This is a genomic window from Pigmentiphaga sp. GD03639, from assembly GCF_029845405.1.
Taxonomy (GTDB): domain Bacteria; phylum Pseudomonadota; class Gammaproteobacteria; order Burkholderiales; family Burkholderiaceae_B; genus Pigmentiphaga; species Pigmentiphaga daeguensis.
The window spans coordinates 177,490-193,042 of record NZ_JAOCLR010000002.1; the positions used below are offsets into that span (position 1 = coordinate 177,490).

Consider the following 15,553-nt stretch of genomic DNA (forward strand, 5'->3'; position numbering starts at 1 on the left):
ATATGGGAAAAATTTTATCCAACAAAGGAAGGATCATGCGCCGAGAGGAAGTGCTGAAGGACTACGAGGAATATCGGGAACAGGGCCGGATCTGGGGGCAAGTGCCGGTAGAACGCATCACTCGCATCAAGTTTCCCCGTGTCTCGCGGGCGGTCGTGGAGCGTTACCTGGCGCTGCCCGACCTGACCACCACCGTGTCCGACCTGCTGGACGGCTTCGGCGTGTGCGGGGTGGTCGCCGCTTCGCACATCAAGCCGCTGCAAAGCGGCAGGAAGATCGTGGGCCATGCCGTCACCCTGCGCTCCATGCCCGAGCGCAAGACGCCCACGCAGGGCTACCTGGACAAGGAGCCCATCAAGATGTCCACGCGCGAGATCTACTATCTGTCCGAGCCGGGCGACGTGCTGGTGGCCGACTTCGGCGGCGACCTGAACGTCTCGAACATGGGCGGGCAATCGGCGCTGGTGGCCAAGACCCACGGGTTCGCCGGGGCGATCGTCAACGGCGCGGTGCGCGACCTGCCGGCCATTCGCGAGATCGACTATCCGGTCTGGGCCGCGGGCGTGACCCCCATCACCGGCAAGTTCCGGATGGAGGCCATGGAGATCAACGGACCGGTGCGCGTGCACGACATCGTGGTCTATCCGGGTGACCTCATCGTGGCTGACGATTCAGGCATCTGCGTGGTCCCGGCCGAGTTCATCGAGCCTTTGATCGACGAGGCCGAGAAGGTCGGCGGTGCCGAGGACAAGATGCGGGAACTGATCGTATCCAAGGCGCCCATTTCCGAATTGCGCCCCCTTTTCCGCAAGCGCTACGACTGACACCGGACATGGGGACGGCCGCGCGGGCCGTCCCGCGACAAGATCAGGAGACTTTCATGCATCGCTTCGGCATTTTTGCGTCGTTGCTGCTGGCGGCGCCGTTGCCCATGGCGCTGGCCCAACCTTTTCCCTCGGCCCCGGTCAAGCTGGTGGTGCCGTTCGCGCCCGCGGGCGGGACGGACGCCGTGGCGCGCGCCGTGGCGCAGTCGCTGGGCAAGCAACTGGGGCAGTCGGTCATCGTCGAGAATCGGCCGGGAGCGGCCGGGGCGCTGGGGTCGCTGGCCGTGGTGCGGGCGCCGGCCGACGGCTATACCCTCTTGCTGGGCAGCAATGGCCCGATCGCCATCAGCCCCAGCCTTGATCCCAAGCTCCTTTACGACCCTGCCCGGGACCTGCGGCCGGTCGCTGCCGTGGCCTCGGTGCCGTTCATGCTGGTGGCGAACCGCAACCTGCCGGCCAATGATGTGAAGGGGCTGGTGGAACTGGCCCGGCGCAAGCCTGGCGCCATCAATTTCGCTTCTCCCGGCACGGGCACCACCAACCACCTGGTAGGGGAACTGCTCAAGACGATGGCGAAGGTGGAGATGGTCCACATTCCCTACAAGGGCGCTTCGCCAGCGATGAACGACGTCGCCAGCGGGGTGGTGCAATTCATGTCAGGCGACATCAATACCTTGCTGCCCATGATCCAGGGCGGTCGGCTCAAGCCGCTCGCGGTCACGGGTGCCACGCGCAGCAGCCTGGTGCCCGATGTGCCGACCGTGGCCGAGAGCGGCATCGCGGGTTTCGAGGCCACCGGCTGGTTCGGCCTGTTCGCGCCGGCCGCCACGCCGCGACCGGTGGTGGACCGGCTGGCCGCGGCCGTCGCCGCGGCGCTGAAGGATCCGGAGGTGGACGAGCGGATCAAGGCCCTGGGCGGCGCGCCGCTGGAGCTGTCGGGCGACGCCTTCGGCGCCTATGCCGCGAAGGAGCGCGCCAAGTGGAAGCAGGTTATCGACGCCCACCAGATCAAGCCCGACTAGCAGCGGGCCGCCCCGGCGGGCGGCCCGCCGCGGTCAGCGCAGCGTGAAGCTGGCGCGCTTGACGTCCAGGGAATCCAGCCCGATCTGGACCTCGAAGTCTCCGGGTTCCGCCACGTGCTGGAGGCGGGCATCGAAGAACTTCAGGTCGTTCTCGTCGATCTCGAAGCGCACGGTGCGTGTCTCGCCCGGTTCCAGCGCGATGCGCTGGAAGCCCCGCAGCTCCTTCACCGGCCGCACGACCGAGGCGGCGGCATCGTGGATGTATAGCTGCACCACCGTCTCGCCGCGCCGCGTGCCGGTGTTCTTCAGGTTGACCTGGGCCCCGAGCTTGCCGCCCCGGGCCATCGTGGCGCTGTCCAGCACGACGTCCGACAGGCTGAAGCCGGTATAGCTCAAGCCGTACCCGAACGGATAAAGCGGCCCGTTCTTTTCCTCGAAGTACTGCGAGGTATAGTTGCCCGGCTTGCCTTCGACGAAGGGCCGGCCCACTCGGGGATGGTTGTAGTAGGTCGGAATCTGGCCGATCGAGCGGGGGAAGGAGATGGGCAGCTTGCCGGCGGGATTGTAGTCGCCGAACACGACGTCGGCGATCGCATGGCCGCCCTCGGTGCCGCTGTACCAGGTCTCGAGCATGGCATCGGCGTTGGCGCTCTCCCATTGCAGGTCCAGCGGCCGGCCGTTCATCAGCACCAGCACCAGCGGCTTGCCCGTGGCCTTGAGCGCATGCAGCAGCGCGCGCTGGCTGGCGGGAATGTCCAGCCGGGTGCGGCTGGAGGATTCATGCGACATGCCGCGCGATTCGCCCACCGCGGCGACGATGACGTCGGCCTGCCTGGCGATGCCGACGGCTTCGGCGATCATGTCGGCGGGCGGCCGCGGGTCCTGGAAGACTTCCTTGTTGTCCCAGTTCAGGAAGTTCAGGTAGTCGACGATGCGCGCATCATCGGTGACGTTGGCCCCTCGCGCGTAGAGCAGGCGGCCCTGGCCGCGCATGGCTTCTTCCATGCCTTGCCGCAGCGTGATCGAGGATTCGCTCTTGCCGGCCGCCGACCAGCTGCCCATCATGTCCAGCGGCGAATCGGCCAGCGGACCGACCAGCGCGACGGTGGCCGTCCTGGCCAGGGGAAGGGTCTGGTTGCGGTTCTCCAGCAGGACCAGCGACTTGCGCGCCAGCTCGCGCGCGTCGGCGCGGTGCATGCGGCTTTCGGCATAAAGGTCGGGCGGATCGTCGGCCGCGGCGCCGATGCGCAGGTAGGGGTCGTGGAACAAGCCCATGTCGTACTTGGCGCCCAGTACGTTGCGCACCGAGCGGTCGATCTCCGCGACGGTGACTTCGCCCGACTTGACCAGGCCGGGCAGCTCCTGCAGGTACAGCGTGTCGGCCATGCTCATGTCCACGCCCGCCTTGATGGCAAGCCGCGCGGCCTCGCGGTCGTCGCGCGCCACGCCGTGGCGGACCAGCTCGGTGATGGCGCCATGGTCGCTGATGGCGATGCCCCGGAACCCCCAGTCCTTGCGCAGCAGGTCCTGCAGCAGCCAGGTGTTGGCGCTGGCGGGGATGCCGTTGATGGAGTTCAGCGCCACCATCACGCCGCCAGCCCCGGCGTCGATGGCCGCGCGGTAAGGGGGCAGGTAGTCCTGGTACATGCGCAGGGGGCTCATGTCGACGACGTTGTAGTCGCGGCCGCCTTCGACCGCGCCGTACAGCGCGAAATGCTTGACGCTGGCCATGATGCTGTCGGCCCGCGCCGGTGACGGGCCCTGGTAGCCCTTGACGGTGGCCCGCGCGATGCGCGAAACCAGATAGGGGTCTTCGCCGAACCCTTCCGAGGTGCGGCCCCAGCGCGGATCGCGCGAGATGTCCACCATGGGGGCGAAGGTCATGTCCAGGCTGTCGGCGGCGGCCTCGATGGCGGACACGCGCGCGGCGCGTTCGATCGCGCCCATGTCCCAGCTCGACGCCAGGCCCAGGCCGATGGGGAAGATGGTCCGGTGGCCGTGCACGACGTCATAGGCGAAGAACAGCGGGATGCGGAGGCGGCTCTTCCTGGCGGCGGCATCCTGCATCATGCGGTTGTCGACGTGGATGACCGAGTTGAACGTGCCGCCTATGCGGCCGGCCGCGATCTCCTTGGCGATCTTCTCGCGCGGCATGTCCGGGCCGATGCTGATCAGGCGCAGCTGGCCGATCTTCTCGTCCAGCGTCATCTGCGACATCAGGTCGGCGATGAAGGCATCCTTGTCGTTCAGCAGCGCGGGGTTGGCCGCGGCGCGGGCGCCGCCGGAAGCGAGCAGGAAGGCGCACAGGCCCAGGGCGAGCCGCTTCGCCACCGACCGGCCAGCGGCGCCGGCCGTCCCGCGCGAAGGGCGGGCCAGGGGAGGATGGGGGAGAAGGCGGAATCGATGGGATGAACTTGGCGCCAAGTGGTCGTCCTCCATGGGGGCGGGCCTGGGGAGCGGCGACGCGGGACGCGGCGCCGCGGAAGGTCGCCCGATTGTACGGGTGCACGGCGCGATTCTGCCCTCGTGCGCCCTGGCGCGGCGTCCGGCTGTGATACTTTCCGTTTCGCCCGGGCCGCGTGGCGGCAGGGCGCGCGGGCGTTGGCGCGCCAGACGGCTTGTTACAACCGCGACGGTCCGGGGCCCCCGGATCGAGGAATCATCGTGCCTTGCGGCGGTCGTAACCCGACTCGGGGTTCCACCGTCCACATCGTTCCAGGGAGAAACTAGTGGGTTTTGCAGACGTAGCCAGCTTCGCGCGCAACAGGTTCGCGCCTGTGTCGCTCGGGATCGCCACGGTCTTGTTGTCCTTGCTGGGCGCGGCCACGGCAAGCGCCTTTACGCTCGACGACGTGACGGCGCGGGCCAGGACGCTTGCCGACCGGGCCTACCAGGCCCCGGTCAGCAACCTGCCGCCGGCCTTCAGCAAGATGCAGTTCGCCGATTACCTGCGCATCCAGCCACGCCGCGACCAGTTCGAGTGGCACGACCGCGATACGCCGTTCAGGCTGGCGTTCTACCACCAGGGCATGCATTTCTCCACGCCGGTCGGCATCAACGAGGTGGTCGACGGCCAGGTCCACGAGATCAAGTACGACCCCGCCAAGTTCGACTTCGGCGGCATGTCCTTCGATGCGAACACGACGCGCAACCTGGGCTACGCGGGCTTTCGCGTGCTCTATCCCATCAATCGCGATGGCGTGCACGACGAAATCATGAGCATGCTGGGCGCGAGCTATTTCCGCGTGATCGGCAAGGGCCAGGTTTACGGCCTGTCGGCGCGGGGCCTGGCCCTGGACACCGCGTGGAAGGACGGCATGGCCGAGGAGTTCCCGCGCTTTCGCGAGTTCTGGATCGAACGGCCCAAGCCCCAGGACCGCTTCCTGGTGATCTACGCCTTGATGGATTCGCCGCGCGCCACCGGCGCCTACCGCTTCGTGCTGCGGCCGGGCGAGGACGCCGTGCTGGACGTCGAGTCGCGCGTGTTCCTGCGCGGCCAGATCAACAAACTGGGCGTTGCGCCGCTGACGAGCATGTTCCTGTACGGGCCGAACCAGGGCGTGCGGGGCAACAACTTCCGTCCGGCGCTGCATGATTCCAACGGCCTGGCCATCCACACCGGCAGCGGGGAATGGCTGTGGCGGCCCCTGAACAACCCGCCCACGCTGTCGGTCAGCTCATTCCAGGTGACCGATCCCAAGGGGTTCGGCCTGCTGCAGCGGGGGCACGAGTTCTCCCGCTACGAGGACCTGGCCGACCGCTACGACCTGCGCCCCAGCGCGTGGATCGAGCCCAAGGGCAACTGGGGGCCGGGCAAGGTGGAGCTGGTCGAGATCCCGACGGCGGACGAGACCAATGACAACATCGTCGCGTTCTGGACGCCGGACGTGGTGCCGCCCAAGGGCCAGCCCATGCGCCACGACTACCGCATCCATTGGACGATGAACGAACCCGCGCTGATCGAGAAGGACGTGGGTTGGGTCAAGCAGACGCTGCGGACCGACGGCGAGATCCGCCAGGCCAACCTGATCCGCCACCTGGACGGCAGCACGGCCCTGATCGTGGATTTCGAAGGACCGGTCCTGGCGCGGCTCTCGCCCGATGCCACGGTGGGCGCCGAGGTCAGCGTGGGCGACAACGCCGAGCTGATCGAGAATGTCCTGCAGCGCAATCCCGCCATCCAGGGCTGGCGCCTGACGCTGCGAGTCAAGGTCAAGGACCCGAAACGGCCGGTCGAGATGCGGGCCGCGCTGGTCGAGGGCAAGCGCGCGTTGACCGAGACCTGGAGCTACCAGCTGCCAGCGCGGTAATCTGGAGGGTCCGCAAGCCGAGTTTCCAGACGGACCCACCATGATCATCAAGAACCAGGAAGACGTTACCCGCGCGGTGCTGGCCGAGGCCGCCCGCGCGCCCGATGCGCGCTTTCGCGAAATCCTGTCGGCGGGCATCCGCCACCTGCATGCCTTCGCGCGCGAGGCGCGGCTGACCGAGGCGGAGTTCCACCAGTTGTGCGGCGCGATCGCGCGGCTAGGCCAGGCGACCACCGCCTCGCACAACGAGGTGGTGCTGGCCGCCGGCTCGCTGGGCCTGTCCGCGCTGGTCTGCCTGCTCAACAACGGCGACAACGGCCAGACCGAGACCACCGCCAACCTGATGGGACCGTTCTGGCGGATGGGCTCGCCCGAGACGCCCAACGGCGGGTCCATCGTGCGTTCTCCCACGCCGGGCGACCCGGTGTTCGTCCAGGCCTGGGTGCGCGACCGCGAGGGGCGGCCGGTCGAGGGCGCGGAAGTCGACGTCTGGCACAGTTCGACCGAGGGCTTCTACGAGAACCAGGATCCGGCGCAGGGCGACATGAACCTGCGTGGCAAGTTCGTTACCGACGGCGATGGCCGCGTCGCGTTCCGCAGCATCAAGCCGGCCGGCTATCCGATCCCGGTGACCGGCCCCGTGGGCGAACTGATCCAGGCCCAGGGCCGGCACAACATGCGCCCGGCCCACATCCATTTCATGATTTACAAGCCGGGCTTCAAGACCCAGTTCTCGCAGGTCTATTCCAGCGACGATCCCAACCTGGAGACCGACGTGCAGTTCGGCGTCACGCAGGCGCTGGTGGGGCAGTACGTGCTGCACGACAGCGCGACCGAGCCCGCGCCCGACCCCGATCTGCGGGGCAAGTGGTACTCGATGGACCACCACTTCGTGATCGAGCCCGGCGAGGCCCGGCTGCCCCGGCCGCCCATCACCGGCAAGGCGGACGGCGAGCGGCCCGTCCTGACGGTGCTGGCGCGGCGCCCCTGACGGGCATCGGTCACGCGCACTGCCGGGGCTGGCCGATGGCGGGCGCCGAGGCCGGCGACATCCTTGCGCTCCACAGCGCCAGCAGCAGGCCCACGCCCGTGAGGGCGGCGCCGGCCCAACCCACCGACACCAGGCCCAGGCCCGACAGGGCCAGGCCGCCCACCCACGCCCCCAGGGCATTACCCAGGTTGAAGGCGGCGATGTTCAGGCTGGAGACCAGCGTGGCGCCGGCGGGGCCGGCCTGTTGCAGCACGCGCATCTGCATGGGAGCGACGGTGGCGAACGCCACCGTGCCGAGAACGATGGTGTACGCCATGGCCGCCAACGGCTGGCCGAAGGCCCAGGGGCCCAGTGCCAGGGCCGCCATCAGTGCCGCGGTGGTCAGCAGCAGCGCCTGCATGACGCCGCGGTCGGCCATGCGCCCGCCCAGCAGGTTGCCGGCCGCAAGGCCGGCGCCGAACAGCAGCAGGGTGACCGCGACCAGGTTGTCGCTCATCGCGGTGACCTGTTTGAGCAGCGGCTCGATGTAGGTATAGAGCGCGAACACCCCGGCGAACCCGAATACGGTGATGCCCAGACCGGCCCAGACCTGGATGCGGCCGAGCACGGCCAGCTCCTGGCCCAGCGGCGCGAGTTGCGGGCGACCCTGGTCGCGCGGCACGAACCAGGCAAGGATGACGTAGGCGGCCACGCCCACCATGGCCACCGCGGCGAAGGCCGAACGCCAGCCGAAATGCTGGCCGATCCAGGCGCCGGCGGGCACGCCCAGCAGCGTGGCCAGCGTCAGCCCCGAGAACATCAGCGCGATCGCCGAGGCGCGCTTGTGGGGCGGGACCAGGCCCGTCGCGACCACGGCGCCCACGCCGAAGAAGGTGCCGTGCGTGAGCGAGGTCAGCATGCGGGCGGCCATCAGCCACCCGTAGCCGGGCGCCGCCGCGGCTGCGACGTTGCCGGCGATGAAGATGAGCATCAGGGACAGCAGCAGGCGCTTGCGCGGCCAGGTCCGGGTCAGCAGCGTCAGCACGGGCGCGCCCACCGCGACGCCGATCGCGTAGCCCGAAATCAGCGTGCCCGCCGTGGGCAGGGAGATGCCCAGGTCCGTGCTGACCTGCGTCAGCAAGCCCATGATGATGAATTCCGTGGTGCCGATGCCGAAGGCACCGGCGGCCAGCGCCAGGAGAGAGAGTGGCATGGTCGGGGTCCTGTGAGTGGATTGCAGTCGATAGCGACACTGTGGAGGCGGGCGCGACCTTTGTGTAGATGGAATAATGGAATGACATCTGTTCCATCAAGGAAAAACCGTGCCGATCTCCGCCAAGACCGCCCCGACCCGTGCCGCACGGGCTCCTGCGCCCGCCGATGCCAACCGGTCGGGCGAGCTGGAGACCTTCGTGCTGGTGGCCGAGCGGGGCAGCCTGTCGGCCGCGGCCCGTCGGCTGGGCGTGTCGCCCTCGGCCGTGAGCAAGGTCATGTCGCGCCTGGAGGCGCGGCTGGGCGTGCAGTTGTTGCAGCGCAGCACCCGCCGGGTGCTGCTGACCGCGGAAGGCGCCCAATACTATGAGCAGGGCAAGCGCGTGCTGGCCGACCTGGACGAACTGGAGACCTCGGTCGCAGGGCAGGCCGAGCCCCGCGGACTGGTTCGCATCACTGCCAGCACGTCGACCGGACAGACCCTGCTGGGGCCGCTCATCCCGCGGCTGCTGACGGCGCACCCCGGCTTGCGGCTGGACCTCAGCTTCACCGACCAGGTCGTGGACCTGTTGGAAGCGGGGGTCGATATCGCGATCCGCTGGGGGCGGCTGCCCGCCTCGGATGTGGTGGCTCGGCTCCTGGGCCGCACGCGCCAGGTCGTCGTCGGCAGCCCTGAATACCTCGCCGTCCACGGCACGCCCGTCCATCCCGGCGACCTGGGCGCCCACCTGCGCCTGGGCTGGAACTACCGGCGCGAAGTCCCGCGCTGGCCTTTCGAGGTGGCGGGGCGCCGGATCGAGGTCGACATCGGCGAGATCGTCCGGGTGAACGACGGCGAGGTGATGCGCCGCCTTGCCCTGAACGGCGCTGGACTGGCCCGGCTGTCGGTGTATCACGCCTGGGACGACCTGCTGGCAGGCCGCCTGGTGCCGGTGCTGGAGCCCTACAATACCGGCGACCTCGAGCCCATCCACGCGGTCTACGTGGGCAAGCCCGGCCGGCTGCCGCCCCGCACCCGGGCGGTGCTGGATTTCCTCCAGGCCAACGTCGACCTGCGATACGCCGAGCACACGCCCGGGCCGGCCGGCGGATGAGGGCGCCGGCTGTGGGGGATATCCCGACAAAAGGCTTGCTATGTGGCAGTTTGCCGGGTATGATGGCAGGCTTACCTATGGGTTCTTGCCTTTTTGCCAGTGTAGTTCGCGGCTATCGCGCGTGGCGGGAAGGGGGAGTCCGGGGTGGGTAGTAACTGGCCTGGCATCGCGTTCTTGCGGTGTCCGCTTCAGAATTTCAACCCAGGGTGCGCAAGTCGCATTGCCGCCTGACGGGACCAAAACTGATCGGAAGGCTTGGCGTTCACTGAAAAGGTGGTGCCGGGCATTTCGGGTTAAGTTGGAACAGGGTAAACCATGATTCAAATGCAGACCACGTTGGACGTGGCCGACAACACCGGTGCGCGCTCGGTTATGTGCATCAAGGTGCTCGGCGGCTCCAAGCGCCGCTATGCCGGCATCGGCGACGTCATCAAAGTGAGCGTCAAGGATGCGGCCCCCCGCGGTCGCGTGAAAAAGGGCGAAATCTACAACGCCGTGGTGGTTCGTACCGCCAAGGGCGTCCGTCGCAAGGACGGTTCGCTGATCCGTTTCGGTGGCAATGCCGCCGTGTTGCTCAACGCCAAGCTCGAGCCCATCGGCACTCGCATCTTCGGACCCGTTACGCGTGAACTGCGTACCGAGCGTTTCATGAAGATCGTGTCGCTGGCGCCCGAAGTGCTGTAAAGGGACCGCGATGAACAAGATTCGCAAAGGTGACGAAGTCATCGTCCTGACCGGCAAGGACAAGGCCAAGCGCGGCGTCGTGCTGAGCGTTGCCGAAGACCGCGTCGTGGTCGAGGGCATCAACGTCGTCAAGAAGAATGTGAAGCCGAATCCGATGGCCAACCAGCCCGGCGGCATCATCGACAAGACCATGCCCATCCACGTCTCCAACGTGGCGATTTTCAACCCCGCCACCGGCAAGGCCGATCGCGTGGGCGTGAAGAAAGTCGACGGCAAGAATGTGCGCGTCTTCCGTTCCAATGGCGAAGCCATTGCGACGAAAGCGTAAGCGGGAGCAAACACAATGGCCCGTCTTCAAGACTATTACCGCGAGAAGGTCGTTGCCGACCTGACCAAGCAGTTCTCGTACAAATCCGTGATGGAAGTGCCCCGCATCACCAAGATCACCCTGAACATGGGTGTCTCGGAAGCGGTCGCTGACAAGAAAGTCATCGAGCACGCCACCGGCGACCTGACCAAGATCGCCGGCCAGAAGCCCGTCGTGACCAAGTCGCGCAAGGCCATCGCCGGTTTCAAGATCCGCGAGAACTACCCGATCGGCTGCATGGTGACCCTGCGTGGCGCCCGCATGTACGAATTCCTCGATCGCCTGATCAGCGTCGCGCTGCCGCGCGTGCGCGATTTCCGTGGCGTGTCCGGCCGTGCTTTCGACGGTCGCGGCAACTACAACATCGGTGTGAAAGAACAGATCATCTTCCCCGAGATCGAGTACGACAAGATCGACACGCTTCGTGGGCTGAACATCAGCATCACGACCACGGCCAAGACCGATGAAGAAGCCAAGGCGCTGCTGTCGGCCTTCCGCTTCCCGTTCCGTAATTAAGGGGTGAAATAGTGGCTAAGCTTTCACTCATCAACCGCGATATCAAGCGTGCCAAGCTGGCGGCCAAGTATGCCGCCAAGCGCGCCGCGCTCCAGGCTATCGTCGACGATGCGTCCAAGTCGGACGAAGAACGTTACCAGGCTCGCCTGAAGATTCAGCAGCTGCCCCGTAACGCCAACCCCACCCGCCAGCGCAACCGTTGCGCGGTGACCGGTCGCCCCCGTGGCGTGTTTCGCAAGTTCGGTCTGGCCCGTAACAAACTGCGCGAGATGGCTATGCGCGGCGAAGTTCCGGGCATGACCAAGGCCAGCTGGTAGGAGAGTCATTCATGAGCATGAGCGATCCGATCGCCGATATGCTGACGCGCATCCGCAATGCGCAGCGCGTAGATAAGGCGTCCGTGTCCATGCCCTCCTCGAAGCTGAAGGTGGCGATTGCCACCGTGCTGAAGGACGAGGGCTATATCGACGGTTTCGAGGTCAAGGCCAACGATGGCAAACCCGAACTCGAAATTTCCCTGAAGTACTACGCCGGCCGTCCGGTCATCGAGCGCATCGAACGCGTCTCGAAGCCCGGCCTGCGCATCTACAAGGGCCGTCATTCCATTCCCCAGGTCATGAACGGCCTGGGCGTGACCATCGTGTCCACCTCTCGTGGCGTGATGACCGATCGCAAGGCGCGCGCCAACGGCGTGGGCGGCGAGGTCCTCTGCTACGTGGCGTAAGGAGCCGACATGTCGCGTATAGCTAAATATCCCGTCGAGCTGCCCAAGGGCGTCGAAGCCACGATCGCTGCCGACCAGATCACCGTCAAGGGTCCCCTTGGCACGCTGGTCCAGGCCCTGACCGGCCAGGTCACGATCGCGCAAGACGCCGGCAAGCTGACTTTCGCCGCCGCCAACGACAGCCGCGAAGCCAAGGCCATGTCCGGTACCGTCCGGGCCCTGGTCAACAACATGGTGACCGGCGTGAGCAAGGGCTTCGAGCGCAAGCTGACCCTGGTCGGCGTGGGCTACCGTGCCCAGGCGCAAGGCGATTCCGTCAAGCTGCAGCTCGGTTTCTCGCACGATGTCGTGCATCAGATGCCTGCCGGCGTGAAGGTCGAGTGCCCCTCGCAGACCGAAGTGGTCATCAAGGGCGCCAACAAGCAGCAGGTTGGTCAGGTGGCCGCCGAAATCCGCGCCTACCGCTCCCCCGAGCCCTACAAGGGCAAGGGCGTGCGCTATGCGGACGAACGGGTCATCATCAAAGAGACCAAGAAGAAATAAGGCGGGCAAGGACGAATCATGGACAAGAAGCAAGCTCGTTTGCGTCGCGCGGTACCTACCCGCCGGAAGATCGCCGAGTTGCGCGTGCATCGCCTGTCGGTGTTCCGCACCAACCTGCACATCTACGCAAACATCATTTCGCCTGAAGGCGATAAGGTGCTGGTCAGTGCCTCGACCGTCGAACCCGAGGTTCGTCAGCAACTGGCTGGCGATTCGGGCAAGGGCGGCAACGTGGCCGCAGCAACCCTGGTGGGCAAGCGCGTGGCCGAGAAGGCCAAGGCTGCCGGTATCGAATCCGTCGCGTTCGATCGCAGCGGTTTCCGCTACCACGGCCGCGTCAAGGCCCTGGCTGATGCCGCGCGTGAAGCCGGCCTGAAGTTTTAAGCGAGGATTACATGGCCAAGATGCAAGGTAAGAATGCAGCGGCTGAGGAACGCGACGACGGTCTTCGCGAGAAGATGATTGCCGTCAACCGCGTCACGAAAGTCGTGAAGGGCGGTCGTATCCTCGGTTTCGCGGCGCTGACGGTGGTCGGCGATGGCGACGGTCGCGTCGGCATGGGCAAGGGCAAGGCCCGGGAAGTCCCGGTCGCCGTCCAGAAAGCCATGGAAGAAGCCCGCCGCAAGATGGTCAAGGTGCCCCTGAAGAACGGCACCCTGTACCACAACGTGGTCGGCAAGCACGGCGCCTCGACCGTTCTGATCTCGCCCGCCGTCGAAGGTACCGGCGTGATCGCCGGCGGCCCGATGCGCGCGATTTTCGATGTGCTCGGCGTTCGTAACGTGGTGGCCAAGAGCCTCGGCTCGACCAACCCGTACAACCTCGTGCGCGCTACGCTCAACGGTCTGAGCGCAAGCTCGACTCCGGCCGACGTCGCCGCCAAGCGCGGCAAGTCGGTCGAAGAGATCCTGGGATAAGCCATGACGACGAAGAAAAACGTCAAAGTGACGCTCGTGCGTTCCCCCATCGGGACGCCCGAATCGCACCGCGCCACGATTCGTGGCCTGGGACTGCGCCGGCTGAACAGCTCGCGCGTCCTGGTCGACACGCCCGAAGTGCGCGGCATGATCCGCAAGGTGTCGTATCTGGTCACCGTGTCGGAAGCCTGAGAGGTCTAGCATGCAACTCAATACGCTCAAGCCCGCCGAAGGCGCCAAGCACGCCAAGCGCCGTGTCGGTCGTGGTATCGGCTCCGGCCTCGGTAAGACCGCCGGCCGCGGCCACAAGGGTCAGAAGTCCCGTTCGGGTGGCTTCCACAAGGTCGGTTTCGAAGGCGGCCAGATGCCGCTGCAGCGCCGGCTGCCCAAGCGTGGCTTCAAGTCGCTGGGCCAGCACCTGTACGCGCAGGTCCGCCTGTCCGAACTGCAAGCGCTGCCGGTCGACGAAATCGACGTGCAGGCGCTCAAGCAGGCCGGCGTGGTCGGCCAGCAAGTCCGCTACGTCAAGGTCATCAAGACCGGCGAGCTCACCCGCAAGGTGGTGCTCAAGGGCATGACGGCGACGGCCGGTGCCAAGGCGGCGATCGAAGCCGCCGGCGGCTCCCTGGTCTGATAACCGAGGACTGAGCTTTGGCTAATGCGAACGCACTGGGCAAGACCGGCAGCAAGTACGGCGACCTGAAGCGCCGGCTGGTCTTCCTGTTGCTCGCCCTGGTGGTGTACCGGATCGGTACGCACATCCCTGTTCCCGGGATCGATCCGGTCCAGCTGACCTCCCTGTTCCATCAGAACCAGGGCGGGATTCTGGGCCTGTTCAACATGTTCTCGGGCGGTGCGCTTTCGCGTTTCTCGATCTTTGCATTGGGGATCATGCCGTACATCTCGGCGTCGATCATCATGCAGCTGATGACGGTCATCGTGCCGTCGTTGGAAGCGATCAAGAAGGAAGGCGAGGCCGGGCGGCGCAAGATTACGCAGTACACGCGCTACGGTACGCTGGCGCTCGCGCTGGTGCAGTCGGTGGGCATCTCGGTCGCGCTGGAGTCGCAGCCCGGGCTGGTCATCGATCCTGGCCTGATGTTCCGGGCCACCACGATGATCTCGCTCGTCACGGGAACGATGTTCCTGATGTGGCTGGGTGAGCAGATCACCGAGCGGGGCCTGGGCAACGGCATCTCGATCCTGATCTTCTCGGGTATCGCGGCCGGCCTGCCGCACGCATTGGCTGGGCTGTTCGAGCTGGTCAATACCGGAGCGATGGCTGTCCTGACGGCGCTGTTCATCGTCGTGCTGGTGGTGCTGGTGACGGCTTTCGTGGTGTTCGTGGAACGCGGGCAGCGCAAGATCGTCGTCAACTACGCCAAGCGCCAGGTGGGCAACCGGGTGTATGGCGGACAAAGCTCGCACCTGCCGTTGAAGCTGAACATGGCCGGGGTGATTCCGCCGATCTTCGCGTCGTCGATCATCCTGTTCCCGGCCACGGTGGTCAGCTGGTTCTCGAGTGGTGACGGCCTGCGCTGGCTGAAGGACCTGGCCGCCGCGTTGTCGCCCGGGCAGCCGCTGTACATCACGCTGTATGCCATTGCAATCGTGTTCTTCTGCTTCTTCTACACGGCGCTCGTGTTCAACAGCCGCGAGACCGCCGACAACCTGAAGAAGAGCGGCGCGTTCGTTCCGGGTATCCGTCCGGGCGAGCAGACCGCGCGGTACATCGACAAGATCCTGATGCGCCTGACTTTCAGCGGCGCCATCTACATCACGTTGGTGTGCCTGCTGCCGGAGTTCCTGGTCTTGCGGTGGAACGTGCCGTTCTACTTCGGTGGTACGTCTTTGCTGATTATCGTTGTGGTCACGATGGATTTCATGGCCCAGGTGCAGGCATACGTGATGTCGCACCAATATGATTCTCTGCTCAAGAAGGCGAACTTCAAGGGCGGAAATCTACCGGTGCGGTAACGAGAAAATGTCCAAAGACGACGTTATCCAGATGCAGGGCGAGGTCCTGGAGAACCTGCCCAATGCGACGTTTCGTGTCAAGCTCGAGAATGGCCATGTCGTGCTGGGACATATCTCGGGAAAAATGCGGATGAACTACATCCGCATCCTGCCGGGGGATCGTGTGACGGTCGAACTGACGCCATACGATCTATCGCGAGCAAGAATCGTGTTCCGCTCGAAGTAAGCCTGGGGCTTACCGGGTAAGAATTAGGAGTCAATCATGAAAGTAATGGCATCGGTCAAAGCAATTTGCCGGAACTGCAAGGTCATCAAGCGCAAGGGCGTGGTGCGGATTATCTGCACCGACCCGCGCCACAAGCAACGTCAGGGCTGAGCCTAGGCTCGGTTCTA

Annotated in this window: 20 protein-coding genes; 18 read left to right on the forward strand and 2 right to left on the reverse strand. The window is 66.0% G+C overall.

Annotation, left to right across the window (positions count from 1 at the left end):
- Nucleotides 1-35 precede the first annotated feature (35 nt).
- Both N5K27_RS02825 and N5K27_RS02830 read left to right on the forward strand, forming a co-directional pair.
- Nucleotides 36-824, forward strand: coding sequence for an RraA family protein (locus N5K27_RS02825; protein WP_087838314.1), 789 nt, complete (start codon nucleotides 36-38; stop codon nucleotides 822-824).
- A 56-nt stretch (nucleotides 825-880) separates the two neighbouring features.
- On the forward strand, nucleotides 881-1,846 hold the full coding sequence (locus tag N5K27_RS02830; RefSeq protein WP_087838313.1) for a tripartite tricarboxylate transporter substrate binding protein: 966 nt from the start codon (nucleotides 881-883) through the stop codon (nucleotides 1,844-1,846).
- A 33-nt stretch (nucleotides 1,847-1,879) separates the two neighbouring features.
- Here the strand turns inward: N5K27_RS02830 and bglX are convergent, their stop codons facing one another.
- On the reverse strand, nucleotides 1,880-4,141 hold the full coding sequence (gene bglX, locus N5K27_RS02835) for a beta-glucosidase BglX (RefSeq protein WP_279814766.1): 2,262 nt from the start codon (nucleotides 4,139-4,141) through the stop codon (nucleotides 1,880-1,882).
- Nucleotides 4,142-4,623: 482 nt separating this feature from the next.
- On the opposite strand from bglX, the gene N5K27_RS02840 reads away from it, so the two are divergent.
- Nucleotides 4,624-6,156 (forward strand): glucan biosynthesis protein G, encoded by a 1,533-nt coding sequence (locus N5K27_RS02840; RefSeq protein ID WP_243724397.1) that lies wholly within the window; start codon nucleotides 4,624-4,626, stop codon nucleotides 6,154-6,156.
- 40 nt (nucleotides 6,157-6,196) lie between these two features.
- A complete protein-coding gene (locus N5K27_RS02845) occupies nucleotides 6,197-7,147 on the forward strand; it encodes a dioxygenase (RefSeq protein WP_087838311.1) in 951 nt (316 codons plus the stop codon).
- A gap of 10 nt (nucleotides 7,148-7,157) precedes the next feature.
- On the opposite strand, the gene N5K27_RS02850 is transcribed toward N5K27_RS02845, so the two are convergent.
- Nucleotides 7,158-8,339, reverse strand: coding sequence for an MFS transporter (locus tag N5K27_RS02850; protein ID WP_279814563.1), 1,182 nt, complete (start codon nucleotides 8,337-8,339; stop codon nucleotides 7,158-7,160).
- A gap of 115 nt (nucleotides 8,340-8,454) precedes the next feature.
- Here N5K27_RS02850 and N5K27_RS02855 point away from each other — a divergent pair, with 115 nt between their 5' ends.
- The 14 genes from N5K27_RS02855 to rpmJ all read left to right on the forward strand — a co-directional run bounded on the left by N5K27_RS02855 (nucleotide 8,455) and on the right by rpmJ (nucleotide 15,536).
- On the forward strand, nucleotides 8,455-9,432 hold the full coding sequence (locus N5K27_RS02855; protein ID WP_279814768.1) for a LysR family transcriptional regulator: 978 nt from the start codon (nucleotides 8,455-8,457) through the stop codon (nucleotides 9,430-9,432).
- Nucleotides 9,433-9,747: 315 nt separating this feature from the next.
- Nucleotides 9,748-10,116, forward strand: coding sequence for a 50S ribosomal protein L14 (rplN, locus tag N5K27_RS02860; protein ID WP_087780015.1), 369 nt, complete (start codon nucleotides 9,748-9,750; stop codon nucleotides 10,114-10,116).
- Between the two features lie 10 nt (nucleotides 10,117-10,126).
- A complete protein-coding gene (gene rplX / locus N5K27_RS02865) occupies nucleotides 10,127-10,444 on the forward strand; it encodes a 50S ribosomal protein L24 (RefSeq protein ID WP_087838309.1) in 318 nt (105 codons plus the stop codon).
- A 15-nt stretch (nucleotides 10,445-10,459) separates the two neighbouring features.
- Nucleotides 10,460-10,999, forward strand: coding sequence for a 50S ribosomal protein L5 (gene rplE / locus N5K27_RS02870; RefSeq protein ID WP_087838308.1), 540 nt, complete (start codon nucleotides 10,460-10,462; stop codon nucleotides 10,997-10,999).
- An 11-nt stretch (nucleotides 11,000-11,010) separates the two neighbouring features.
- Entirely contained in the window at nucleotides 11,011-11,316 is a 306-nt protein-coding gene (gene rpsN / locus N5K27_RS02875) for a 30S ribosomal protein S14 (RefSeq protein ID WP_087838307.1), read from the forward strand.
- 11 nt (nucleotides 11,317-11,327) lie between these two features.
- Nucleotides 11,328-11,723, forward strand: coding sequence for a 30S ribosomal protein S8 (gene rpsH / locus N5K27_RS02880; protein WP_087838306.1), 396 nt, complete (start codon nucleotides 11,328-11,330; stop codon nucleotides 11,721-11,723).
- Between the two features lie 9 nt (nucleotides 11,724-11,732).
- Nucleotides 11,733-12,266 (forward strand): 50S ribosomal protein L6, encoded by a 534-nt coding sequence (gene rplF, locus N5K27_RS02885; RefSeq protein ID WP_087838305.1) that lies wholly within the window; start codon nucleotides 11,733-11,735, stop codon nucleotides 12,264-12,266.
- Nucleotides 12,267-12,284: 18 nt separating this feature from the next.
- A complete protein-coding gene (gene rplR, locus N5K27_RS02890) occupies nucleotides 12,285-12,650 on the forward strand; it encodes a 50S ribosomal protein L18 (RefSeq protein WP_087838304.1) in 366 nt (121 codons plus the stop codon).
- A gap of 11 nt (nucleotides 12,651-12,661) precedes the next feature.
- A complete protein-coding gene (gene rpsE, locus N5K27_RS02895; protein WP_087838303.1) occupies nucleotides 12,662-13,183 on the forward strand; it encodes a 30S ribosomal protein S5 in 522 nt (173 codons plus the stop codon).
- A 3-nt stretch (nucleotides 13,184-13,186) separates the two neighbouring features.
- The gene (gene rpmD / locus N5K27_RS02900; protein WP_087838302.1) at nucleotides 13,187-13,375 is read left to right on the forward strand and encodes a 50S ribosomal protein L30; all 189 of its coding nucleotides are present in this window, start codon (nucleotides 13,187-13,189) and stop codon (nucleotides 13,373-13,375) included.
- Nucleotides 13,376-13,385: 10 nt separating this feature from the next.
- A complete protein-coding gene (rplO, locus tag N5K27_RS02905; protein ID WP_087838301.1) occupies nucleotides 13,386-13,817 on the forward strand; it encodes a 50S ribosomal protein L15 in 432 nt (143 codons plus the stop codon).
- A 17-nt stretch (nucleotides 13,818-13,834) separates the two neighbouring features.
- Nucleotides 13,835-15,160 (forward strand): preprotein translocase subunit SecY, encoded by a 1,326-nt coding sequence (gene secY, locus N5K27_RS02910; RefSeq protein WP_087838300.1) that lies wholly within the window; start codon nucleotides 13,835-13,837, stop codon nucleotides 15,158-15,160.
- A 7-nt stretch (nucleotides 15,161-15,167) separates the two neighbouring features.
- Nucleotides 15,168-15,386 carry a translation initiation factor IF-1 gene (gene infA / locus N5K27_RS02915; RefSeq protein WP_087780026.1) on the forward strand — a complete coding sequence of 73 codons (219 nt, stop codon included), beginning with the start codon at nucleotides 15,168-15,170 and terminating at the stop codon, nucleotides 15,384-15,386.
- Between the two features lie 36 nt (nucleotides 15,387-15,422).
- Entirely contained in the window at nucleotides 15,423-15,536 is a 114-nt protein-coding gene (gene rpmJ / locus N5K27_RS02920; protein ID WP_087780027.1) for a 50S ribosomal protein L36, read from the forward strand.
- Nucleotides 15,537-15,553: the final 17 nt, after the last annotated feature.

Coding starts and splice junctions, on each gene's coding strand:
- rpsE (WP_087838303.1), top strand. CDS start 12,662: ATGGCCAAGATGCAAGGTAAGAATGCAGCGGCTGAGGAACGCGACGAC.
- rpmD (WP_087838302.1), top strand. CDS start 13,187: ATGACGACGAAGAAAAACGTCAAAGTGACGCTCGTGCGTTCCCCCATC.
- rplN (WP_087780015.1), top strand. CDS start 9,748: ATGATTCAAATGCAGACCACGTTGGACGTGGCCGACAACACCGGTGCG.
- rplF (WP_087838305.1), top strand. CDS start 11,733: ATGTCGCGTATAGCTAAATATCCCGTCGAGCTGCCCAAGGGCGTCGAA.
- N5K27_RS02825 (WP_087838314.1), top strand. CDS start 36: ATGCGCCGAGAGGAAGTGCTGAAGGACTACGAGGAATATCGGGAACAG.
- rpmJ (WP_087780027.1), top strand. CDS start 15,423: ATGAAAGTAATGGCATCGGTCAAAGCAATTTGCCGGAACTGCAAGGTC.
- N5K27_RS02845 (WP_087838311.1), top strand. CDS start 6,197: ATGATCATCAAGAACCAGGAAGACGTTACCCGCGCGGTGCTGGCCGAG.
- rplO (WP_087838301.1), top strand. CDS start 13,386: ATGCAACTCAATACGCTCAAGCCCGCCGAAGGCGCCAAGCACGCCAAG.
- rplX (WP_087838309.1), top strand. CDS start 10,127: ATGAACAAGATTCGCAAAGGTGACGAAGTCATCGTCCTGACCGGCAAG.
- rpsH (WP_087838306.1), top strand. CDS start 11,328: ATGAGCATGAGCGATCCGATCGCCGATATGCTGACGCGCATCCGCAAT.
- N5K27_RS02830 (WP_087838313.1), top strand. CDS start 881: ATGCATCGCTTCGGCATTTTTGCGTCGTTGCTGCTGGCGGCGCCGTTG.
- rplR (WP_087838304.1), top strand. CDS start 12,285: ATGGACAAGAAGCAAGCTCGTTTGCGTCGCGCGGTACCTACCCGCCGG.
- N5K27_RS02850 (WP_279814563.1), bottom strand. CDS start 8,339: ATGCCACTCTCTCTCCTGGCGCTGGCCGCCGGTGCCTTCGGCATCGGC.
- rplE (WP_087838308.1), top strand. CDS start 10,460: ATGGCCCGTCTTCAAGACTATTACCGCGAGAAGGTCGTTGCCGACCTG.
- infA (WP_087780026.1), top strand. CDS start 15,168: ATGTCCAAAGACGACGTTATCCAGATGCAGGGCGAGGTCCTGGAGAAC.